A 22,924-nucleotide genomic window follows, 5' to 3' on the forward strand; every position below is an offset into this window, starting at 1 on the left:
GTTGCCAGCTCAATGGTTACGGCAGGTCATATCACGGGCACGCGACACATTGTTGATTGATCGCCCATCGGCGAAAAGCGAAGTAACAACGATAGCTATAAATAACCGGCCCAGACCAGCGAGACCAGCCATATGCGATTTAAACCAAACATCAACGCAATGCGCATAAAAAGGATAACCACTCGAAGTGCCGGCTTGTCTGGCCTACTGTTTCCGATTGTTGCCGGCGCTACGCCCGCACAGCTAAGCGCTGGCGACACCGCTTGGATGCTGACTGCGAGCGTCCTGGTGCTATTGATGACCCTGCCCGGCCTGGCCCTTTTCTACGCCGGCATGGTGCGCGCCAAAAACGCACTGTCAGTCCTGATGCAATGCTTTGCGATCTGTTGCCTGGCATCCGTGATCTGGGCCCTTTGGGGATACTCGATCGCTTTCGGTAACAGCGGCATGGCTAATGCTGTCTGGGGCGGTTTTGAGTACATCTTTATGCACGGCATTGCCATCGACAGCCTCAGCGGCACGATCCCGAAAACCGTGGACGTCGTATTTCAGCTCACCTTCGCAGTCATCACGCCGGCGCTGATCGTCGGCGCATTCGCCGAGCGCATGAAATTTTCGGCGATGCTCTGGTTTATCGCCCTCTGGATCACCGTGGTCTATGCGCCGATCGCGCACTGGGTCTGGGGCGGCGGCTTTCTTGACCATATCGGTGTGCAGGATTTTGCCGGCGGCACGGTGGTCCACATCAATGCCGGTGTAGCCGGCTTGGTCGCCGCGCTCGTACTGGGCAAACGCAAAGGGTATCCGAAGACCATGATGCGGCCACACAACATGGCCTACACCCTGATCGGCGCCTCCCTATTATGGGTCGGCTGGTTTGGTTTCAATGCCGGCAGTGCCTACAGTGCCGGTCCGATAGCGGGCATGGCCATGCTCGTGACGCAGTACGCCACCGCCGCCGCGGCACTGACATGGATGTTCATGGAATGGGCGCATCACGGCAAACCCAGCGTGCTCGGCATCTGCACGGGCGCCGTCGCGGGGCTGGTCGCGATTACGCCGGCTTCCGGTTACGTCGGCCCCATGGGTGCATTAGTAATCGGCATCGGCGGTAGCTTTTCTGCTTACTATGCGGTCACCGTATTGAAAGCCCGAGCTGGCTACGATGATTCGCTGGATGCTTTCGGTGTACATGCCGTCGCCGGTATCGTCGGGGCCTTACTGACTGGCATCTTTTCCGCCCAAGCCTTGGATGGCACCGGCCAATCCGTCGATGGCGGCATCGGTCTTCAATTCGGCGTGCAAATTGCTGGCGTCGCCGTGGCGATCGCCTACGATGCGATCGTCACATTCATCCTGCTCAAGGTGCTGGACGCCTTGATCGGTCTGCGTGTCTCGTCCGAGGAAGAAACCGCCGGGCTGGACTTGTCCCTCCACGACGAAACCGCCTATGACTTGTAAAAGCTTTGATCACACACGCGTAGCCACTGACGTTACTGGAGCCGGGGTGTCGAGCCATCGACGACCTGACAAGCAGCCAGTTACTGCAGCCAACAGCTACATCATCTAACCTAACTACATTACCTTTAAGCCGCCTGTGGCAAGGGCCAGGGAGCCAATCACATGAAAATGGTTACTGCCATCATTAAACCCTTTCGTCTGGACGATGTGCGCGAAGCACTAGCCGATATCGGCGTGGACGGCACCACGATGACCGAGGTCAAAGGTTTCGGCCGTCAGAAAGGCCACACCGAACTCTATCGCGGTGCCGAGTACGCCGTGGACTTCCTGCCCAAAGTCAAATTGGAAGTCGTGATCGCGGACGACCGCGTGGACGATGTCGTCGAAACCATCAGCAACGCGGCCAAAACCGGTCAGATCGGCGACGGCAAGATCTTCGTACAAACACTCGACCAGATCGTGCGTATTCGCACCGGCGAGACCGATCGCGACGCGATTTAGCCGCCACCATCACGGCATGGGCATCCGCCACCGCCGCTCGTCCGGGCAAGCCGCCACATCGCCGATGTGAGCGGCTGCTGCGACGCGTCAGTTCACCTATCTGCCCGAAGGGCACGATAGCCGCTGCGCCATGAACTTCGGGATACGCTGCTCCAGCCAGTAGGATGGCCGCCACGGCGACCGGCCGCCGACAAAGCCCACATGTCCGCCGTGGTCGGTCAACTCCAGCCGAATCGCGGATGACAACGCATGTTGTCCGGGAATCACCGCAGGCACCATGAACGGATCATCGCGGGCGTGGGCAATCAGCGTGGGCGTCTGTATAGCCGACAGAAACGGGGCGCAGCTGACGCGCGCATAATAATCAGCAGCGCCGTCGAAGCCATTCAAGGGTGCAGTCACATAGTCGTCGAAAGACGCGAACGTGGTCAGTCGCGACCAATCGATATCGGCCAATGGCAGGGTGGCGTTCGCCTGCTTGGCATGGGCCATGGCCTTAAGGCCGCTGAGCAGATAGCGTTGATAACCGCGCCGTAAGCCATAACGGAGCGCCTCGGCACACGCCGCCAGATCGAAAGGCACCGAAACGGCGGCGGCCGCCGCGAGCGCGCTGTTATCGCCGCGTTCACCGAGATATTTCAACAGCATGTTGCCGCCGAGCGAATAGCCGACAGCAACACGCGGCGCATCCGGGAACCGTTCGGCCAGATAAGTCACGATCGCCGCGATATCCTCGGTACGCCCGGAATGGAACGTCTCCGGCAACCGATTGGGCCGCGCAAGCCCGCGATAGTGCATGACTGCCGAGCGAATGCCACACGCCGCGAACGCCGCGACGATCCCACGCACGTAAGGCGACTCAGGACCGCCATTGATGCCGGCCAGAATCAACGCGACTGGTGCCTCTGGCCCGGCCGGCCAAGTGCTTATGGAGACATCCAGAAAATCGCCGTCGGCCAATTCGATCGTGTCGACAGTAAGCGTCACGGCTGGCGGGCGGCGCAACAGCCCCGCCACGACGGTTTGTAGGTGCGGATTGCGACACCAGGGGGCGGGACGAAAACCGGTCTCCATCATCACAGCGACAGCTTTGGCCCGGCGATCGGTCGATGTTTTGTCGGACCACCCCGCAGCAAGGTATTAGTGCCGGCCGAATGTCCGATTCAGATAACCGGCGCCGAGATTGTTCATCTGACCGAGAATCCATCGGGCGCGGCGACGCACATCGGCGCTCGGCGCCACGGCACTGTACCCAGCGGGATTCGGCAACACGGCTGCCAACCGCGCGCACTGTCGGCGTGTCAATTGGCCCGCCGATACGTTGAAAAATTGGCGCGCCGCCGCCGCAACGCCAAACGTGCGATCACCGAACTGAACCGTGTTCAAGTACACGCTCATCACGCGGCGTTTGGGCCAGAGCGCAACCATCCACGCCGTGATGTAAGCTTCAACGCCCTTGCGAAACAGACTGCGCGTCGGCCATAGAAAAAGGTTTTTGGCGGTCTGCTGCGTGATCGTACTCGCCCCACGCAGATCGCCGCCTTTCAGATCGTGGATTACGGCTTTTTTGATGGCCCGCCAGGCAAACCCGTAGTTACTCGGAAATGTCTGGTCCTCGGCAGCAACCACGGCCAGTGGCATACAGGCCGGCATTCGCTCGAAATCGAGCCAGCGCTGATGAATGCCACCACGCACGGCGACATCGTCGCTATGGGCGACGCGCCACATATAGGCCGTGGTCGGCGGGTCGATAAAGCGAAACGCGCCGACTGCCGCCGCCGGCAACAGCAGAATCACAGCCACCGCACCGACAATGGCCGACAACAGGCGATATCGCCACCGAATTTTCAACCGCTGTCGGCGTCACCGCTAGTGCTCTCGGTTACGTTCGACTTTTGCCGCTGTACCGACACACCGCCGCTGTTCTGGCGCGCGCTCGCTTTGCCGATGGATGAACCGTCGCTTTCGTTGGCCGCTGCGTTATCGGACTCTGACCCGCGGTCTCCCGATGTATTGTCGGCGGGCAAATATTGATTGAGCGTGTAAACAAGGCGCTGTCCTGCCTTGGGCATGGTCAGCGATCCACCATTATCCAAAATGTCTGCCGCCGAAATGCCGGCCTCGTCGTAGAACAACCAGTTCGCATCCTGGTCGATACTGATGCGACCACCGTCAATGGCCACACCCGCGAACAAGCCGCGTGAGCGTGAATAGCTGTAGATCTCGGCTTTCATACGCAGATTGGTGGACGCACCCGTGTGGCGCCCGACAGGGCCGGCCGCAACCGATGCGTCCGCGCCGAGATTGAATTGCCCCTGGGCGAGGCGTTTAACGCTTTGCCGCGTCTTAAACACGAGGATGACGTCAGTCGATGACGCCCCGGCCTGAAGACCAAACGAGGCGCTGGTCAACGACACCATCGCCGGTTTTGACCACTTTCCGTTCGGTTTTCGCACGGCCACAACCCCGTGCCCACGACGGCCACCGAAAACAAACCCGATTTTCAGCACATTCGGTATAACGGCGATGCCCTTGGCCTGATGCAATAGCGTCGGCGGAATCGCATTTTCCGGGATATGGACGAACTGCTGCAGGACGTCGATCACTTCGTTCGCGCGCTGGGACGGATGCGGTTTGGCGACTGCTGTGCCGGTCAACAAGCAGCCGGCCATCAACACCACCAGCCAGAAAGACTTATTCATCACCGAAAGATGCTCCGTGGATTTCATGAAATTGACAAAGGTTGGCTTTTGCATCGCAGTATAGCTATTGCAGGCGGGTTAGCGGTCGACAATGCCAACAGCGAATCGTTCGCCGGCCGGCGTTGCCCCCGACTCGCTGCGGCATTCAATCGTGGCATCAACAACTTAAAGATTCGGACATGGCACAAGCTGCACTGATTATCGGCGGCCTTTACGGCCTGCTCGCGGTCGTCCTGGGCGCCTTCGGCGCACACGCCTTAGGCGATACATTAACAACACGCATGCAGTCGATCTGGCATACCGCTGAGCAATACCAGTTTTACCATGCGCTTGCACTGTTGCTGCTGGGTGTTCTCGCACGATTGGGCATGGCCGGCGGGCTGACCAACGCCGCCGTGGTCTGCTTCGCACTGGGCACGCTGGTGTTTTCCGGCAGCCTATACGTGCTCGCCATCACCAACGTATCGCAACTCGGCGCCGTCACGCCGATCGGCGGCGTCTTGCTGATCATTGGCTGGGCGCTATTTATTGCTGCGGTACTAATGCGCGCCTGAGCGGCTCACTGCGCGAACGCCGCCATCAAGCGATTAGTCGCCGTCGGCCTCGAAACGGAGCGCAACACCGTTATTGCAGTAGCGCAGCCCCGTCGGTTGCGGCCCGTCGGGAAAAACATGGCCCTGATGGCCACCACAGTTGGCACAGTGGTACTCCGTACGCGTCATACCGCGGCTGTGGTCATCGGAAAATGCCAGGCTACCGGGGATGCAGTCGTAGAAACTTGGCCAGCCAGTGCCCGAGTCGAACTTGGTCGTGGTGGTGAACAAGCGCGCGCCGCAGTCGGCGCAGTAAAACGTGCCGGCTCGGGTCACGTTATTGAGATCACTAGAGCCCGGCGGCTCGGTGCCATGGTCGTGCAATACCGAACGTGCTTCGGCGGAAAGACGATCGCTGGCATCGGCGTTGGATGGTGCCATGATCACCTCCGTTGTCGGTTACGATCAGGTTATCGGATTTGCAATATGATGCCACGCTGACCGGCGTCTAATCTGTCGCCAGGCGCGGCCGGCCCATATTAGCCACAACGAACCGATAGCTGCACACCGCGTGGTTATTTCGATAGCCATGCACCATCGCGCAAAACAACGTTAAGCCCGCAACCACCATGATTGAACAAGCCCGCAATGTCCTCGGCCAGCCACTGACCGCCTGCTGCCATGACCCGATAACCGGTTTCTATCGCGATGGCTATTGCCACACCGGCACCGCCGACGCCGGCCGCCACGTCGTCTGCGCGATCATGACCAATGATTTTCTGGAATTCACCGCCGCCCTTGGTAACGACCTCTCAAAGCCGCGGCCGGAACTCGGCTTTTCCGGCCTTTCGGCCGGCGACGGCTGGTGCCTGTGTGCCACACGCTGGCAACAAGCCAAGGAAGCTGGCATCGCACCACGCATCAAACTGAGCGCCACACATGAAGCGGCGCTGGAACAACTCAACCTGGCCGACCTCAAGGCGCACGCGATCGATCTGTCGTAACCAGCACGTCAACGCTCAACACGCGCCGCTGTAGTGGTGGCGCCAGGCTAGAGCGAGCGGTGGTCCTCAGGTCGATCCGTCAGCGGGTGTGCGATCAATCCCTGCATCTCGGCCAGCCTCAGCGTCTTCTTCGCTGCTGTCCGTGTTGAAATAACCATGCCACTTCTTGACCGCAACCTGCTCTTTAACCAACTCGAGCGTCTCGACCAGTGCACGATCCAATTCCGAAGACTCGGTTTGCTCGTCACTGACTAGCCGCTCGATAACCTCGTCAATAGTGGTCTGAAGCACGCGCTCGAACTCGGCGCGAGTGCAACTCTCAATGATTTCGTCGAGCACGCTGTTGACGCTATCGCGGATTGCGTCATCCAACGCATGATTGAGCGTGCGGCCAAGCACTGGCAGGCGCTCCATGTTTCTGACCGCGGCGTTGCGTGCCACGCCTCGATGCACGACATCGGCAACGTAACGCTGCAGATCGGCACGACTCGCCTGATACGACTCGGCAATGACATTTTCCAACTGCGTCGCGGCACGCTCGACGAGTTGTTGACGACGCGGCTCAAACACCTCGGTTATAGCGCGGCGCGCGATCCGGCTGCCGCTCGAGCTTAATTCGTCCTGCGCGCCCGAAATCATCTTGATGACAACGCGGTCGGTGATCTCCTCGGCGAGGATGTCGTAATAAACCATCACCCGTCGGAAAATCGCCCAACCCCGTACGTCGATCACGCCTAGACGCTGCAGGCGCATGACGATCGAAACCAGCCGCAGTACACGCAGAAAACGAAAACCGGCGACCGGGATACAACCGAGGACGTCGTACCAGTGCACAAACGGGTAGAAAAACCAGCGCACGTAGCGCTTCTGATATACGGCCACGGCCCATCCCGCCAATACATCGACGATGAAGACCGCCACGAAAGACAGGTCGATGAGCTCGAAATTAGCGTGAACGTAACTTTTATAGGCGTCGTGACCGCTCGGCCAGACAGTACCTAACAACCCCTGGATCGGCCCGATGACGTAGAGCGTGTCGACGATGATCAGAGCCAAGTTCACCGAGACCAGCGCGACCATGGTCAGATCCCATAACAACAGACCACGCTCGCGCAGACTGGCGCCGGGATCGAAGAGCCGGCCGAATGCCGGCGACTGCATACCCTCGCTCACAGAACGCTACTCGTTTGATCGTGCATCAAGCGCGGCATTCCAGATACCGCTGGTGATAGGCCTCGGCCGGATAAAATGCTTCGAGTGGCTCGATCTGGGTCACAATATCCAGACGCATCTGTGCAGCGTGCGCGTTGCGACTGGCTTTTGCAGCTTGGTGCTGGGTTTCATTGTGCGTCAGGATCAATGAGCGATACTGCGAGCCCACATCCACCCCTTGGCGGTCACGCTGCGTCGGATCGTGGTTGGCCCAGAACACGTCGAGCAATGCGTCGTAGCTAATCCGATCCGGGTCGAAGTCGACCTGAACAACCTCAGCGTGGCCGGTATCGCCACCACAAACCTGTTTGTAGCTCGGATTCTCGACATGACCTCCCGCATAGCCAACGCGTGTATCAACCACGCCCGGCGTCTGCCGGAAAATCTTTTCGGGCTTCCAGAAACACCCCATACCGAATGTAGCTTGTTCGGTCATCGTCATCTTCCAAACGTATTCAGTGGCGTTAGGTTAACGTAACCATAACTGGGCCACAGCCTTATTGACCGGGCCTACGCGCGAGCGCGTTCGCCGCGGGCAATCGAAACATATCGAACGAAATCGATGTATAGAACTCCCCCTGATGATTGTGCGATACTCAGATTAGTGTCTCAAAAGTGCTACTTTCGGCCACCCAGCCGTGTCCAGAGCGAGTCGATAACTTTGGCAAGCGTTTCGCCGATCAAGAGGCGATGGCTATGGTATGGCTGGCCTTAGTACATAATTAATAAATTAAATGCGCATTTTCTTCGAGACATCCAATCGTCCACAACAAATCCCCCGGGAGTATTGACATGACCTTATTGGCATACAACCACTCTTATAATCGCCAATTGCACCTGCGATCAAACAGGCCGAGTTTCGTCAAAAAGTGTCTTGTTGCGCTTCTTTTCGCTGTTGGGGTGGCTTTTACCGCCAACGCCGGCGCAGCGACAACCGTTAAGTTCGGCGCGCCACCGTGGCCGGGTGTAATGGTCAAAACTTCCGTTGCCCGCCATCTTCTGGAAGCAATCGGCTATGAAACTGACCTGACCAAGAGCAGTTGGGTCATCAACGTCCATGGCATTGCAGATGGCTCGATCGACGTCGATCTCGGCATCTGGATGCCAACACAAAAATCAACCATTCAACCCATGGCCGATGCCGGCAAGATCAGGCTCTTGGTTAAGAATGTGCCGAACGCCAAGTACGACGTGGTCGTGCCCGAATACGTCTGGGATGCAGGCGTCCATTGCATCTGCGATCTCGACAAATACGCCGAGAAGTTCGATCACAAGATTTATGGCATTGAAGCCGGCAATGACGGCAACCAGACCATGAACGATGCGATCAAGAACGACACATACAACCTCGGTGATTGGAACCTGCGACCATCCAGTACTGCTGCCATGCTCGCCGAAGCCGGAAGCAAGATGGAAGACAAAAAATGGATCGTCTTCCTGGGTTGGAAACCACATTGGATGAACATCAAGTACGATCTTCGCTACTTGAAAGACCCGAAAGAAATCTGGGGTGGCGGTAGCTCAGTACTGACTGCCATCAACCCGGATTTTGCGGATGCTCATCCGAATCTTGAAACCTTTTTCAAGCAACTCGTGGTGCCCACGAAAATCCAGAGTGGCTGGATCAATAAGTACGGCCACAAGAATCAAAAGCTCGATTCAGTCGCACAAGATTGGATCAAGAACAACCACGACGTCGTGGCGAAATGGCTCAAGGGTGTTAAAACCGCGGATGGCGAGAAGGATGCCATGGACGCCGTAAAAGCCGAGTTCCCCTCATCTTGACTTGAGACGGCCCCGCCCCTGGCTCGGAGCCCTCATACGGCGCTCCGAGCCAGGGGCGACGCCTTTCCTCCGAGTGTACGGTCACTCTTCTTTAGTGCCCGCACAATCCAACGCAACTAAAACAGCACGACGCCCATGGCGATATGGCACACCGCGAACGGTGCGCAAGCCACCATGGGCATCGTGGTATCTAGGTTTACTGCGTCCTTTATGAGCTGAAAAAGATCAGCGCTGTTCGGAACGCCAGTTCGGCGCTTCGAACCAGGGTTGGTCTTCAACAATCGGCTCATTGCCGCGAATCGCATCCGCGATTTTCTCGGCCATCATAATGGTCGGACCATTCAGATTGCCACTCGTAATCCGCGGCATGATCGAGGCGTCGACCACCCGCAGGGCCGACATTCCATGAACCCGGCCTTGATGGTCGACGACCGCGCCATCATCACCGCCCATGCGACATGTGCCACTGGGGTGATAAGCACTTTCACCCTTTTGCCTAACCCACGCATCAATCGCTTCATCCGAGGTTACGTCCGGGCCAGGCTCCAACTCACGCCCACGGTAAACATCGAAAGGTGACTGGGCGATTATTTCCCGCGTTAAGCGAACCCCGGCCCGCATCTCACGGCGATCGCGCTCAGTGCCCATGTAGTTGAATAAAATGCGTGGCGGCTTGTGTGCGTCCGCACTCTGCAACGTCACACTGCCGCGCGACTCGGGCCGCATCGGGCCAATATGCGCCTGAAAGCCATGACAGGTTGCCGAGCTACTACCGTCGTAGCTGATCGCCATGGGTAGGAAATGATACTGCAGGTCGGGGAACTGAACGCCAGCCTCACTGCGGATGAAACCACCCGATTCAAAATGGTTGGTGCCGCCAAGGCCTTTCCGCGTTAGTAGCCAGTTGGCCCCGATCCGAGCCTGATTCCAGGGTTTTTGCGCACTGTAGAGTGTGATCGGCTGCCGGCATTCGTACTGGACATAGACCTCCAGATGGTCCTGTAAGTTGGCACCTACGCCAGCCATTTCTTGTACGGGTTCAATACCGTGCGCATCGAGTTGTTCGGCCGGACCGATCCCCGAGAGCATAAGTAGCTGCGGCGAGTTAATCGCGCCGGCGCATAGAAGCACCTCGCACTCAGCATCGACCTGGAACGTCTCGCCCTTGCGCTCGAGCTCGACCCCCGTCGCACGCTGGCCATCACAGAGGATTCGGCGAGTGAATGTATGCGCCGCAACCGTCAGATTGGACCGTTTCATCGCCGGGCGCAGATACGCGTTCGCGGTGGACCAGCGCACGCCGTCTTTTGTGGTCATGAACATCGGGCCCAGGCCTTCATGCTGGTAACCGTTCATATCCGGTGTATACGGATATCCGGCCGCCATGCCGGCTTCCACAAAAGCGTGGTAAAGCGGATTACGCATTGACCCCGTCGTCACATGCAGCGGGCCACCAACGCCGTGGTAAGCATTCTCACCTTGATCGAAATCCTCGGCTTTGCGGAAATAGCCAAGCACATTGCGATACCGCCAGTCCGGCAGATCGAAATCTTCGGCCCACTGCTCATAATCAAGCGCGTGACCACGCAGGTAGGCCATGCCGTTGATCGATGACGAGCCACCCAATACCCGGCCACGCGGACAGTACATGCTCCGCTTATCCATATAAGGATCGGGCTCACTGTGGTAATACCAGTTGTACTTGTCGTTAGCCAGCGGGTGCGCAAACGCCGAGGGCATGTGGATGAACAAGCTGTAGTCCATCGGGCCAGCCTCGACCAGTAGCACCGAATTGCGCCCATCTTCGCTAAGGCGAGCAGCTAAGGTCGCGCCGGCAGATCCAGCACCGATGATGACGTAGTCGTAGTTTTTATCGAGACTCATACCGATTCTCCGATCGTTTTAGTTAATAGGGCGCGTCGACTGCACCCTTAGCGACGAAAACACTTTTAAGTCGCGTGTAGCTCTCGAGCGCGCGGCGGCTATTCTCCTTGCCGATTCCGGACTCTTTGATACCGCCGAACGGCATCTCGATCGGCGTGACGTTGTAATCATTCACCCAACAAATGCCGGCCTCAAGTTCGCCGGCGACACGATGTGCACGCCCGAGATCGGTAGTGAATACACCAGCCGCTAGCCCGAACGGCGTCTGGTTCGCACGCGCGATGGCTTCCTCCTCATCGGAAAAGGTCAACACCGACATGACAGGGCCGAAGATTTCTTCGCACACAATCCGCATATCATCGGTGCAGCCATCGAATACAGTCGGCGCCACATACCAACCAGATTCACAGCCTGATACCGAAACACGCTCCCCGCCGATCAGCGGTTTCGCGCCTTCTTCACGGCCAATACGCATATACTCAAGCACGTGCTCCATATGTGCCTGGCTGATCATCGCGCCCACATCAGTATCTGCCGCCTTGGGATCACCGATTTTGAGTGCGCGCGTACGCTCAATCAGTTTAGTCAGAAACGCCTCGCGCACGGATTCGTGCACGAAAACCCGGGTGCCGTTAGTACAAATCTCACCCTGGGTATAGAAATTGCCGAGGATCGCGCCGGATACAGCGTCATCCACATCGGCATCATCAAATACCAGAATCGGTGACTTGCCACCCAGCTCCAACGACACTTCCTTGAGTGTGCCGGCTGCGTCACGCATCACATTCTTGCCGGTATCGACGCCGCCGGTAAGCGAGATCTTATCGATGCTGGAATGTTGCGTAAGACCTCGGCCGGCTTCTTCAGCCCCCGGCACGATATTGAGCACACCGTCCGGCAGTCCGGCTTCCTTGGCCAGCTCAGCGAAGCGGATCGCAGATAGCGGCGTCAACTCCGATGGTTTAAACACCATCGTATTGCCAGCAGCCAGTGCCGGGGCACATTTCCAGCATATGATCTGGAGCGGGTAATTCCAGGCACCGATACCGCCACAAACACCAAGCGGTTCTGGCCGCGTATAGAAAAACCCACCGTCGACTTCCTGGTATTCCCCCTGCAGCGAAGCCGCCTGGCCAGCGAAATATTCGAGACAATCAGCGCCCGAATCCACATCGGCTTCCGGCGTTTCCGCGATCGGCTTGCCACCATCCAGCGTTTCCAGCCAGGCAAGCTCGTCTCTGTGTTCGCGTACTTTCGCCGCCAATGCCGCAAGCACACGGCCACGCGCAACTCCACTTTGCGCTTTCCAGTCGACAAACGCTTCGCGCGCCGCGTGAACGGCTGCATCCACATCCGAAGTTGTCGCTTCAGCGACCTCGCAAATCGATTGCCCGGTCCCCGGGTTGTATGTTTCGAAGTATCGGCCATCTTTGGGCGCTACAGCGCGGCCGTTGATCCATAGTTCTTGTTGCTTTTGGGGGGTCGTGTCACTCAATTTCCAAACTCCATAGTCCCGAAGTACATCGCAGGGCGCGCAAATGCTGTCTTTCAGGCGGCCTCACGTTTGTAATAATCCGATGAAAAGCAGCTGTGCCAAATACGTACCAGAATAGGGCCATATTGCCCGCACGGCAACGCATAAGTTGCCCGCCTGCGTGCGCTTTTCCCAAAAACAGTCGCACCCACGACTTCAGGGCTGCACAAATAATCGTTTGCCCAGCATGGGCCACCATATCGACTCGACATGGTTTGCGCCATGAGCAAACTCATCATCAATTCGCTGCGATCAACCGTCCATCAAAAACAACATTTGCACCGCGCCACAAAGGCCGGTGCCAAGTTACTTGTTGCCAATTGGTTACAACGACGCACCGCCACCGTAATAGCTTGATTACGTAACTTCGTCGACAACGCATCCATAATCAGACAGGTAGGCTGCCGAGTCACGATAATCACTCATGAGCGACCATTTTATCGTCTTGCGCATACGCGCTCGACAGTTATAAGATGGCGATAAGAGGTTTTCGTTCAGATTCGGTCGAATGATTTGGCCTCGGCGCGATGTTCGTATCGACTCGACCAACCGCTTTAAGGGAGTACTAAATGATGTTTCGATCCAGCCGGCCGCTTCTGGCGGCAATAGGTGTTGGCTGCCTCGGTCTATGGACCGCTCAGGCTAGCGCGGCCAATAACGTGAACAGCCAGGCGAGCTCGACACAAGTCCAAAAACTGCAGCAACAGATCAACCAGTTGCAAAACCAATTGCAGCAAGTTCGCCAAACGCAGCAGACGCAACAACAGCAAACGCAAGCGGCGACAACTGAGCAACAGGAATCCACAGGCCCGAAGAAAAAGCTTTCGATTAACGGCGGCGTGATCGGCGAGCACCAGTGGATGCACGGTAATGGCAGCGGTGACAACAAACCCGGTGGCGATCTCGTGCTCGACTATGTCCAAGTCGGTATCGACGGCCAGCTCGGCAACTGGACATTCAAGGCCGAAGAGCGTTTCGGCACCGAAAATACAGTCTCCGATAACAACCGTTTTCTGCATTTCGCCCAGGCGGCTTACCACTTCGGCCCCGGCAACAATCAGAAGGTTACGGGCGGTTACTTCCAAGTACCGTTTGGCAACCTGCCACTCGGCTACCAATCGTTCTGGGGTAGCACGGCTTATTACCTCGGCTTTACCGACACACAAGCCGCAGGCCTTGGCTATACCTACGAAGATAACGGCTGGCGTTTTGATATCGACGCGTTCAAAAACGACGATCTGGAACAGAACGCGACCTATAACGGTCGTCCAGACAATGGCTATGACCAGATCAACGGCGGTAACATTCGACTGGGTTACACCTTCGACTACGCCGGCGGCAACAGCCTGAACGTATCCGGCGCCTTCCGCGGTGGCCAGTTGCGTGTGGAAAAAGCCAACGGCGGCCACGATACCGGCTCGCGTTATGCGGGCACCGTTGCGGCCGACGCCGAGCTCGGCAACTGGACGCTGCAGGGGCAGTTCGTACAATACTCCTACGATATCCCCGAGGAAGCCAACGGCGGCGCCACCGGTAGCAGCCAGTCGATGTATTTCTCCGACTATGGTTATGGCTACGGCGAACCGATTCCGGCGAAAGGCCAGCTCTACGCTGTCAACGCGATGTACACGCTTCCGGCCGAAGATATCCCGCTGAATCTGGGGCCGATTGATGAAGTCGCGATTTACGACAACTATCAATACCTGCACTCGAGCTACGGCGAACACGACAGCACGGGCACCCGGATGGGCGACATCCAGTCGAACCAACTCGGCTTGAAAGTCGTCGCGGGCCCTGTCTACGCCTGGCTCGATTACATGACCGGCAAGAACAGTGCCACGACGTATAACACCGGGCCAAACGGTAACGACGATAACTGGCACCATCGCTTTAACCTGGCGTTCGGCTTCTACTTCAACGGCACAGTCGTTGACTCGGGGCAAGGCCCTGATCTGTAGCGGCGACAGACGCTAGCAATGTTCGGGCGGCGGTCCTTCGGGATCGCCGCCTTTTTTATGGGCGCTACAATAGCGCGCATGAGCGCTGCCAAAACCGACAAACTGGTTGTGGGGATTTCCTCACGCGCGCTGTTCGACCTCGAGGCCAGCCACGACGTCTTCGAGCGCGAGGGCCGCGACGCGTATTGCGATTATCAGATCGCGCACGAGAATGATGTGCTGGCTCCCGGCCGCGCATTCGGGCTAGTCAAGAAACTGCTCGCGCTGAACACGGCCGAGGATGAGCGCCGCGTGGAAGTCATTCTGCTGTCGCGCAATAGCGCCGACACCGGCCTTAGAATCTTCAACTCCATCGCCCACCACGATCTGCCGATAACGCGCGCGGCATTTACCAGTGGCGACTCGCCGTATCGCTATGTCGGCGCATTCGACGCCGATCTGTTTGTCTCAGCCGAGCCGGCCGATGTCCATGCGGCGCTCGACGCCGACTGCGCCGCGGCACGCATCGTACCCGGCCAGTCGGTCAGCGATGATGGCGGCCCGCTCAAAATCGCGTTCGACGGCGACGCGGTGCTTTTTTCCGACGACGCCGAGCGCATCTTCAAACAGCACGGGCTGGACGCTTTTGCCGCCAGCGAATCGGAAGCAGCCACCGAGCCGCTGCCCGGCGGGCCCTTCAAATCGTTTCTGGAGGCGTTGAATCGCATCCAGCAGGATTATGACCCGGCCAACTGCCCGATCCGCACTGCACTGGTGACCTCGCGCGGGGCGCCCACCCACGAACGCGTCATTCGCACACTCCGCGCCTGGGGCATCCGTATCGACGAGGCATTGTTCCTCGGCGGCATGGCCAAGGCCGAATTCCTGTTGTCGTTCGGCGCCGATATATTCTTCGACGATCAAACCACGCACGTCGACACCGCCGCCGAAACCGTGGCGGCCGGCCATGTACCGCATGGCGTCGCCAACGAGTAATACATAATGGCTTCCACACCACGCCCGGGCGTCGCGCCCGAACACGACACCGACAACAAACACGTCGTCGAAGGCGAGATTACCTGGCTCGTCCGCGTGGTGGGCGCGGGCATCGGAGTGCTATTGGCGCTCGCGATCGTGCTCGGTGTGGTCACGGCACTGACCAGCTCCGCCGGTCCATTCGCTGCCGTGGCCGACGGCCTGCTGGTCGCAGAGATCGTGTTCGCCGCCATTCTCATCATGCTCGGCAGTATGGTGGAAAGCTACGGTTTCGGCCTGGCGCTCGGCACGCACTGGCCGTACACGAAAAACATTCTGCTGCTCACACTGGCCGGTGACCCCGAAGCCGCGCACCGGCTGGTGGCCACGCTCGTGGGGCTGGTGGCCGTCGCACTCTGTGTGGTCGACCCAATCTCCCAGAACTTCGTGGGGCTCGGGCTCATTGTGGCCACAGCACTGTTCGGAATGGGCACGCTGTACGTTCTGGCCGGGCGCGCACCGGCGTTCGTCCACGGCACGCACGGGTTGTTGGCCTACGCCGTGTTCATTGTTTACCTGGTCGAACTTGCCCATCCATCAACCTCGATCCTGGGTTATCTCGGTGACGTCGACCCGATCCGTTCCATCCTTTTCGCGGTTTTCATGGGCGGCATGGTGACCGGCCATCGCGGCTTCGGTCAGCCGATTGGCTCGTTCGTAACGCCGCAACGCCCAGCCCAGTGGGTGTTTGTCGTCCATGGCTTATCGGCGCTGCTGGTCATCGGCATCCTCGGCTGGACCATGCCGGCCTATCCGGTCGCTTTCTTGCTGGCTGTCATACAGACAGCGGTCGGCTTTGGTGTATTCCACGCGGTCAACTTCAAACCCAAAGCACCGGGCACGATGGTGGCCTTTCATCAGACGATGGCCCTGTTGATTGCGACGGCCGTTATCATGCAGTGGTAGACCACCAACACCCGGCGCCGGCCGGGCGAGGCCAAGCTGAATCATATGCGTTTCTACGAAAAACACGCCGCGCCCAATCCACGCCGAGCCCGGTTTTTCATGGCCGAAAAAGGGGTGGACTTGGACGCCGTCGAGTTCGTGGAACTCGATCTCGCGGCCGGTGACAACCTGACCGAAGACTTCGCGCGCAAGAACCCAATGCTCGGCGTGCCGGTCCTCGAGTTTGCTGATGGCACCTGCATCAGCGAGTCGGTCGCGATCAGTCGCTATTTCGAAACCCTGCACCCCGAACCGGCATTGATGGGCGGCGATGCGCGCGATCAAGCACACGTCACGATGTGGCAGCGCCGCATCGAACTCGGCCTGCTGCTACCGACCGTCATGGCCTTTCGCCACACTACGGGGCGGTTCGCCGATCGCGAAGAACTCTGCCCCGAATACGGCCGCATCAGCTTCGACAAGGCGAAAGCGATGTTCGGCTTTTTGAACGAGCATCTGGCCGATAACCAATACGTCGCCGGTGAGGTGTTTTCCATCGCCGATATCACCGCTGTCTGCGCAGTCGACTTCGCTGCCAGAGCCGTCGACTTGTCGATCGGCGACGCACAGCCGCATTTGCATCGCTGGTACGACACGGTCTCGGCGCGGCCCGCGGCAAAAGCCTGATAACGTTAAGCGCAACCGATGAATACCGAATCCATCCTCGAGGGCGGCACGCCCGAAGTCATCGCCGTAGTCACCGACATCGACAACACGCTCGGCGTGGCGACCGATGAAACCGAGACACTATCGGCCTACACCCAACGTGCGTTGGCCGATTGGCTGCGTACGCGCGACAACCACGGCACGATCGAAACCCTGCGCGAGGCACTAGCCGCCGAGTCCATACCAACCGATATGGAATCGCTGGTCGACACGGCTTACGCCTGGATTCGCGACCAACGACAGTCACCCGCGCTCGAGGCTGTACTCGGCGCATTCTGGCGCGACGCTTATGCTGTCGAGGCGCTGGATAATACGCTATCCACCGATGCCGTTGCCCAGCTTGAGTTCTGGGCCGAGGATCGACGCGCTCTTTTCATCTATGCCGAACGACCACGTGTGGCCCAACAGGCGCTGATCGCGCACACCGATCACGGCGATTTGGCACCACTTTTCGCCGGTTTTTTCGATACGCGCATGGGCCCGTCAACTGATCCAGCGACCTATAACACCATCGCCGCAGCGCTCGGCGAGATTCCCGCCAGTCTATTGTTCGTTTCCGCCGATGGCGAGCGATTGGACGCCGCGAAGTCTGCCGGCTGGCAAACCTGTTTCCTTGTTCGGGACGACGATACGGCCGATCACGCGCACGAAAACGGGCAGCACGCGGTCGTTGATTCGTTTGCAGCTATCGAACTGGTATAGCCCTTCACACACAAAAACTCGCGTCTTTTTAAGCCAGGACATGCCGGCCAGGCCGCGTCGTCTTCGAAAGCGTGGGTTGCTCACTCTGTGCTCTGGCTGCCGCCCGCGTGGCCTTTGCTCTGTAAGCAGCCACGCTGCACGGCGGCTATTGATGCTCAAACGCGGCTGCTCGGTTGCTTACTCGGCATCGCCAGCGTGCCGCCGGCCGTAGCGATCGTCGAAACGCACAATGTCATCCTCGCCCAGATAGCTGCCGGACTGGACTTCAATCACATCCAGTTCTTCAGCGCCGGGGTTTTCCAAACGGTGTATCGCACCCAATGGGATGAATGTCGACTGGTTGGCGACTAAGTCGCCGGTCCAGTCGTCACAAGTCACGCGCGCCATACCGGCCACCACGACCCAATGCTCAGCACGATAGTGGTGTTTTTGCAGCGACAACTGGGCGCCGGGGCTGACTCGAATATGCTTAACCTGAAACCGTGGCCCGGCTGCGATCTGCTCGTAGCTACCCCAGGGCCGATAGACCCGCGGGTAGCTGCTGGCTTCCGTGCGTGCGTGGTCTTTTAGGCCATCAACCAACTCGCCAACACGTTGCTCCTGATCGCGATCGGCGACCAATACGGCATCGGCTGTCTCGACGATGATTTGGTTATGGGTACCAAGTGCAGCAATCAATCGATTATTGCTGTAGACCAAACAGTCGTCGGCATCTTCCAGCCAGGCGTCGCCGCGCACGCTGTTGCCACGCTGGTCGGTATCCATGACGCGGGCGACGGACTGCCAACTGCCAAGATCGTTCCAACTCGTGTCCAGTTCGACCATCACGGCGTTGCGCGTGCGCTCCATGACCCCGTGGTCGACCGACGCCACCGGGCTGGCCGCGAATGCGGCGGCATCGAGGCGCAAAAAGTCAAAATCCGCCGTGGCATTCGTATGAGCCGTGGCCACCGCCTCCGCGATCGCCGGTTCGAATGTCGACAGCGCTGCTAGATAGTCGGCGGCGACAAAGGCGAATATGCCGCTGTTCCAGTAGTAGTCGCCGTGTTCAAGGTAAACCTTTGCATCGGCCGTATCAGGTTTTTCCACGAAGCGCCTGACCGGTCTGAATTCCCCCGCGGCCGCTTCGCCGGCGTGGATATAGCCGTAACCAGTCTCCGGTCGCTGTGGCGGCACGCCGAACAACGCGAGCTGTGGTTCAGTTAACTGGGCCAGCGCGCTTTCAACAGCGCTGACAAACGCGCGATCATCTTCGATGGCATGGTCGGTGGGCAGAACCAACAGGCGGACGTTGTCACCGTGCCGGGCACGGGCTTCATGCGCAGCGGCGGCCACAGCCGGAGCGGTACCGCGGGCTGCGGGCTCCAGCAGAATGCAGCCTTCGAAGCCCGCCCAGCGTAGCTGCTCGGCCAGTACAAAGCGGTGCTCGTCCAGGCCCACGAGAAGAGGCGGCGCTGCACTCTCGAGTCCGGCCACCCGCGTCAATGTTTGACCGAGCAGCGTCTCGTCACCGGTTGGCGCTAGAAATTGCTTGGGCCGCGCGGCGCGCGATAAGGGCCAGAGTCGCGAGCCAACACCGCCGGCCAGCAGAACGGGGACGACAACGCTTTCGGTAGCGTTTATCACTCCGACTCGCTGGACTGCCGTGCGCGTCGTGTCTTGGCGATTAGATATTTCGCCACTTTGAGCATGCGCTCGTTGCTGCCGGCGGCGCGGCCGCTAACCCAATAGCGTCCGGCGACTTCCAGGCTCGGGACCGCGCGCACCCCGAACCGGCGCATCCGTTTCTCAGCCTGGGTGACATTCTGCTTAACGGATTGACTGTCATACGCCTTCTTGAAGCGTTTGCCGGAGACACCGTGCTGCTTGAAAAAAGCACGGATCGTGCCGCGCGACTGCAGACTCCGATGTTGCTTGTGAATGGCATCAAAAATCTTGCGATGCAGTTGATCGAGCACGCCGAGTTGTCGCTCGGTGTAATAGATGCGTGCATAGGTTTTCGCACCGCTACCGAATAAAACGGGCGAGCGGTCGAAGACGACGTCATCGCCAAGCGTTTGGATCCATTTTTCGAGCGTCGGCTCGAACTTGAAACAGTGCGGGCAGCTATATAAAAAGAATTCTCGAACCCGAATGGGTGCCGACGCAGACCGCTTTACAGGTTTATCGATGACCTTGTAGTCCTGTCCTGGTTGATAGCGCGCCACCTCGTTGCCAGCCATCGCGGTAGCAGCAGCCATCATGCCCGCCAGGGCAACACCTATAAATGTGAATCGACGCATATCGTTTCCAGACAACAAAACATAAGCGATACGCTATGGTACGCCGCAATCCCCCCAGCGTGCGATACGATTTTCGACACGGCATCCGCCCCAAACGTTCAACATGCCCGACAACATCCCCGAATCCGCCTCATTTCAGCGGATGGCCTTCGAGTGCTCGGCGCCCGAGCCGCCGGTTTTCCCGGCGGCCGACCGACCCGAGATCGCCTTCGCCGGGCGCTCAAACAGTGGTAAATCGAGCGCCCTGAACGCGCTATGCGGGCGGCGCAATCTAGCGCGCACAAGCAAGACGCCGGGTCGGACCCAGATGATAAATTTCTTCGCCGAGCCGACGCTACGCCTCGCCGACCTGCCGGGATACGGTTATGCCAAGGTTCCGGCCAACAAGAAAGACGCTTGGCGGGCGCTAATCGAGGCTTATCTGGCACAGCGCGAAACACTAGCTGCCGTGGTGCTGATCATGGACGCGCGACGACCGCTGACCGAATTCGATCGCACACTGCTCGCGTGGGGCCAACAATACGGGCTCACGTTCTACGGCCTGCTAACTAAAGCCGACAAGCTCGGCAACCAAGCGCAAATCGAAACCCGGCGCCATGTTGCTGACATCGTGGGTGCCGATGCCGTACAGCTTTTCTCGGCCACGAACCGCCGGGGCGTCGACGTAGCGCGCGATACGCTGGCCGCGTTCGGCGCGGCTTCTGGATACACCGCAACCGATGACGATGGCCCTATAGACAACGGATAAGACAATCTGCGATTGTCGCAGTGCACTAAACGGCACATAAAATGCCGGCCGCATTGTAGCCGGCCGGCGTAACGTTAATCGAACCACTTACTAAGAGTAAGAAGAGGTCTCGGTGATAGGGGGAGTACCACCGAGACCAAATCCGGCCTTGGGGAAGCCGGACGTTACCGCTCAGGGAGAAAAGCGGGTAAGCGCATTGCTTACACTTCGTCTGACACCCGTGCCCGGAACGTGTTCCCCGGGTCAGGCAAATTTTTTTTAATTCGCCATACGCCAAGGCACATGGCCTCGATGCGGTGATCGGCGTACGCTGGATCGGGTAGGCACAAACTCCGAACATTGGCATGACACGGTTTATCAACGCCAGTGACACCATCGTTCCAGATGCTGTCACTGGCCGACTGGGCACGGGCGAGGCCGATCACGTCACCCGCATCGATGGCTTCAATGACATCCGTGTCGTCACGCGCCAATCGCCGGACCCATCGCGCGTTGCCGTCATCTCAGGCGGCGGCTCCGGTCACGAACCCGCCCATGCCGGGTTTGTCGGCGCCGGGATGTTAACCGCCGCCGCGGCGGGCGACGTATTCGCGTCACCCACGGTCGACGCCGTGCTCGCCGCGATTCTCGCCGTAACCGGCGAGGGCGGGTGTCTGCTGATCATCAAGAACTACACGGGCGACCGATTGAACTTCGGGCTGGCGGCCGAACGCGCCAAACACCGCGGCTTGGACGTGGAGATCGTCGTCGTTGCCGACGACATTGCGCTTGGCCAAGACATCGACCCACGCGGGCTCGCCGGCACGCTGTTTGCCCACAAGGTCGCCGGTTACCACGCCGATCGGGATGCGCCCCTTGCCACCGTCAAGCACCACGTTCAAACAGCCCTGGCACGGACCGCCTCAATCGGCGTGGCCTTATCGAGCTGTGACCCACTGACCCAACCGCTTTCGGGACAACCGGCCCAACCCGAAATCGGCTTGGGCATCCATGGCGAACCCGGCGCCGAGCGCCTCGATCTAGACGGCGCCCAGGGCGCGATCGACGCCGTGGTTGAGCGTCTGACGCCCTACGTCGACACGGACGCGCCGCTCGCGCTGCTGTTGAATAATCTCGGCGGCGTATCGCCCATCGAGATGGACATCCTGGAGCGCGATCTGCTCGCAACCGAATTGGGCCAGCGCGCACGCTGGCTGGTCGGGCCAGCGGTTTTGATGAGTTCCCTGAACATGCCGGGATTCTCCCTCTCGGTACTCGCATTAACCGACGAATTGGAACAGGCGCTGACCGCTGAGGTCAGCCCGACGGCCTGGTCACCCGCCAAACGAGCAGGCACAACCAAGCCCAAGCCGATGCCGGACCTCGGCAAGGGGCACACGCCCGCGGCAGAATCGGAACCGGCCACCGAGCAACGACTGCAGGCTGTAATCGAGACACTGACCGCCAACCGCGCCGAACTCGATGCACTGGACGCACACGTCGGCGATGGCGACGCTGGAACTACGTTCGCGACCGGCGCCCGCGCTGTGGCACAAACACTCAACGAGACCGGCCTACCGCTGGCCAGCCCCGGCCCATTGCTCGCCATGCTTGGGCGTCTGGCCGAGCAGCACATGGGAGGATCCAGCGGCGTGCTGCTGGCGATGTTGCTGACCACCGCCGGCAACGAGGTGGGCAAGGGAAAAAGCGTGGTGGGTGCACTCCAGTGCGGCGTCGAATTCATGCAATCCTGTAGCGGCGCCAAGCCCGGCGACCGCACGCTTATCGACGCGCTAGTACCGGGCCTGGAGACGCTTGCACACTCGAACGATCTCGCGGCGGCGGCCCAGGCAGCCCGTGACGGTGCAGCGCAAACACAACACATGGCGGCCGGCGTTGGCCGTTCCGCCTATCTACGCACCGAGTCGCTGGCCGGTCATCCCGACCCCGGCGCCATTGCCGTCGCGCTCGTCTTCGAAGCCGTTGCCGGCGCGCGCTAAAGGCGCGTGACCGC

Annotated in this window: 22 protein-coding genes; 12 read left to right on the top strand and 10 right to left on the bottom strand. The window is 59.2% G+C overall.

Features of this window, described 5'->3' with window-relative positions:
- The first annotated feature begins 159 nt into the window (after positions 1 to 159).
- Positions 160 to 1,461 carry an ammonium transporter gene (locus HKX41_07500; GenBank protein ID NNC24000.1) on the top strand — a complete coding sequence of 434 codons (1,302 nt, stop codon included), beginning with the start codon at positions 160 to 162 and terminating at the stop codon, positions 1,459 to 1,461.
- Between the two features lie 162 nt (positions 1,462 to 1,623).
- On the top strand, positions 1,624 to 1,962 hold the full coding sequence (locus HKX41_07505; GenBank protein NNC24001.1) for a P-II family nitrogen regulator: 339 nt from the start codon (positions 1,624 to 1,626) through the stop codon (positions 1,960 to 1,962).
- 96 nt (positions 1,963 to 2,058) lie between these two features.
- Here HKX41_07505 and HKX41_07510 read toward each other — a convergent pair whose 3' ends face one another.
- The 3 genes from HKX41_07510 to HKX41_07520 form a co-directional block, all read right to left on the bottom strand.
- Positions 2,059 to 3,039, bottom strand: a complete 981-nt coding sequence (locus HKX41_07510) for a hydrolase (protein ID NNC24002.1) — start codon at positions 3,037 to 3,039, stop codon at positions 2,059 to 2,061.
- Between the two features lie 63 nt (positions 3,040 to 3,102).
- Complete coding sequence (gene mtgA, locus HKX41_07515; GenBank protein ID NNC24003.1) at positions 3,103 to 3,807, bottom strand: monofunctional biosynthetic peptidoglycan transglycosylase; 705 nt, start codon at positions 3,805 to 3,807, stop codon at positions 3,103 to 3,105.
- A 2-nt stretch (positions 3,808 to 3,809) separates the two neighbouring features.
- Positions 3,810 to 4,664, bottom strand: a complete 855-nt coding sequence (locus tag HKX41_07520) for a lipid-binding SYLF domain-containing protein (protein ID NNC24004.1) — start codon at positions 4,662 to 4,664, stop codon at positions 3,810 to 3,812.
- Positions 4,665 to 4,843: 179 nt separating this feature from the next.
- On the opposite strand from HKX41_07520, the gene HKX41_07525 reads away from it, so the two are divergent.
- On the top strand, positions 4,844 to 5,218 hold the full coding sequence (locus HKX41_07525) for a DUF423 domain-containing protein (GenBank protein NNC24005.1): 375 nt from the start codon (positions 4,844 to 4,846) through the stop codon (positions 5,216 to 5,218).
- Positions 5,219 to 5,251: 33 nt separating this feature from the next.
- On the opposite strand, the gene msrB is transcribed toward HKX41_07525, so the two are convergent.
- Positions 5,252 to 5,638, bottom strand: coding sequence for a peptide-methionine (R)-S-oxide reductase MsrB (msrB, locus tag HKX41_07530; GenBank protein NNC24006.1), 387 nt, complete (start codon positions 5,636 to 5,638; stop codon positions 5,252 to 5,254).
- Positions 5,639 to 5,826: 188 nt separating this feature from the next.
- Between msrB and HKX41_07535 the strand changes: the two genes are divergently transcribed.
- Positions 5,827 to 6,201: a DUF2237 domain-containing protein gene (locus HKX41_07535; GenBank protein ID NNC24007.1), complete on the top strand. Its 375-nt coding sequence runs from the start codon at positions 5,827 to 5,829 to the stop codon at positions 6,199 to 6,201.
- Between the two features lie 66 nt (positions 6,202 to 6,267).
- Here HKX41_07535 and HKX41_07540 read toward each other — a convergent pair whose 3' ends face one another.
- Positions 6,268 to 7,374: an ion transporter gene (locus HKX41_07540; protein ID NNC24008.1), complete on the bottom strand. Its 1,107-nt coding sequence runs from the start codon at positions 7,372 to 7,374 to the stop codon at positions 6,268 to 6,270.
- 25 nt (positions 7,375 to 7,399) lie between these two features.
- On the bottom strand, positions 7,400 to 7,849 hold the full coding sequence (msrA, locus tag HKX41_07545) for a peptide-methionine (S)-S-oxide reductase MsrA (GenBank protein NNC24009.1): 450 nt from the start codon (positions 7,847 to 7,849) through the stop codon (positions 7,400 to 7,402).
- A 356-nt stretch (positions 7,850 to 8,205) separates the two neighbouring features.
- Between msrA and HKX41_07550 the strand changes: the two genes are divergently transcribed.
- A complete protein-coding gene (locus HKX41_07550) occupies positions 8,206 to 9,198 on the top strand; it encodes an ABC transporter substrate-binding protein (protein NNC24010.1) in 993 nt (330 codons plus the stop codon).
- 225 nt (positions 9,199 to 9,423) lie between these two features.
- Here the strand turns inward: HKX41_07550 and betA are convergent, their stop codons facing one another.
- Together betA and betB are read right to left on the bottom strand one after the other, a co-directional pair.
- Positions 9,424 to 11,082 carry a choline dehydrogenase gene (gene betA, locus HKX41_07555; protein NNC24011.1) on the bottom strand — a complete coding sequence of 553 codons (1,659 nt, stop codon included), beginning with the start codon at positions 11,080 to 11,082 and terminating at the stop codon, positions 9,424 to 9,426.
- A 22-nt stretch (positions 11,083 to 11,104) separates the two neighbouring features.
- Entirely contained in the window at positions 11,105 to 12,634 is a 1,530-nt protein-coding gene (gene betB / locus HKX41_07560; GenBank protein NNC24012.1) for a betaine-aldehyde dehydrogenase, read from the bottom strand.
- A 551-nt stretch (positions 12,635 to 13,185) separates the two neighbouring features.
- Between betB and HKX41_07565 the strand changes: the two genes are divergently transcribed.
- The 5 genes from HKX41_07565 (at position 13,186) to HKX41_07585 (ending at position 17,901) form a co-directional block, all read left to right on the top strand.
- Positions 13,186 to 14,574 carry a hypothetical protein gene (locus HKX41_07565; GenBank protein ID NNC24013.1) on the top strand — a complete coding sequence of 463 codons (1,389 nt, stop codon included), beginning with the start codon at positions 13,186 to 13,188 and terminating at the stop codon, positions 14,572 to 14,574.
- 78 nt (positions 14,575 to 14,652) lie between these two features.
- Positions 14,653 to 15,549 (top strand): 5'-nucleotidase, encoded by an 897-nt coding sequence (locus HKX41_07570; GenBank protein ID NNC24014.1) that lies wholly within the window; start codon positions 14,653 to 14,655, stop codon positions 15,547 to 15,549.
- Between the two features lie 6 nt (positions 15,550 to 15,555).
- The gene (locus tag HKX41_07575) at positions 15,556 to 16,494 is read left to right on the top strand and encodes a cytochrome C oxidase assembly protein (GenBank protein ID NNC24015.1); all 939 of its coding nucleotides are present in this window, start codon (positions 15,556 to 15,558) and stop codon (positions 16,492 to 16,494) included.
- A 45-nt stretch (positions 16,495 to 16,539) separates the two neighbouring features.
- Positions 16,540 to 17,160 (top strand): glutathione S-transferase, encoded by a 621-nt coding sequence (locus HKX41_07580; GenBank protein NNC24016.1) that lies wholly within the window; start codon positions 16,540 to 16,542, stop codon positions 17,158 to 17,160.
- An 18-nt stretch (positions 17,161 to 17,178) separates the two neighbouring features.
- The gene (locus tag HKX41_07585; GenBank protein ID NNC24017.1) at positions 17,179 to 17,901 is read left to right on the top strand and encodes a hypothetical protein; all 723 of its coding nucleotides are present in this window, start codon (positions 17,179 to 17,181) and stop codon (positions 17,899 to 17,901) included.
- A gap of 177 nt (positions 17,902 to 18,078) precedes the next feature.
- Here HKX41_07585 and HKX41_07590 read toward each other — a convergent pair whose 3' ends face one another.
- Together HKX41_07590 and HKX41_07595 are read right to left on the bottom strand one after the other, a co-directional pair.
- The gene (locus HKX41_07590; protein ID NNC24018.1) at positions 18,079 to 19,524 is read right to left on the bottom strand and encodes a mannose-1-phosphate guanylyltransferase/mannose-6-phosphate isomerase; all 1,446 of its coding nucleotides are present in this window, start codon (positions 19,522 to 19,524) and stop codon (positions 18,079 to 18,081) included.
- Positions 19,524 to 20,183: a thiol:disulfide interchange protein DsbA/DsbL gene (locus HKX41_07595; protein ID NNC24019.1), complete on the bottom strand. Its 660-nt coding sequence runs from the start codon at positions 20,181 to 20,183 to the stop codon at positions 19,524 to 19,526. The genes HKX41_07590 and HKX41_07595 overlap by 1 nt, the downstream gene beginning before the upstream one ends.
- Before the next feature lie 142 nt (positions 20,184 to 20,325).
- Here HKX41_07595 and HKX41_07600 point away from each other — a divergent pair, with 142 nt between their 5' ends.
- Positions 20,326 to 20,931: a YihA family ribosome biogenesis GTP-binding protein gene (locus HKX41_07600; protein NNC24020.1), complete on the top strand. Its 606-nt coding sequence runs from the start codon at positions 20,326 to 20,328 to the stop codon at positions 20,929 to 20,931.
- A gap of 344 nt (positions 20,932 to 21,275) precedes the next feature.
- Positions 21,276 to 22,910, top strand: a complete 1,635-nt coding sequence (locus tag HKX41_07605) for a DAK2 domain-containing protein (GenBank protein ID NNC24021.1) — start codon at positions 21,276 to 21,278, stop codon at positions 22,908 to 22,910.
- Positions 22,911 to 22,924: the final 14 nt, after the last annotated feature.

Source organism: Salifodinibacter halophilus, assembly GCA_012999515.1.
GTDB classification, from domain to species: domain Bacteria; phylum Pseudomonadota; class Gammaproteobacteria; order Nevskiales; family Salinisphaeraceae; genus Salifodinibacter; species Salifodinibacter halophilus.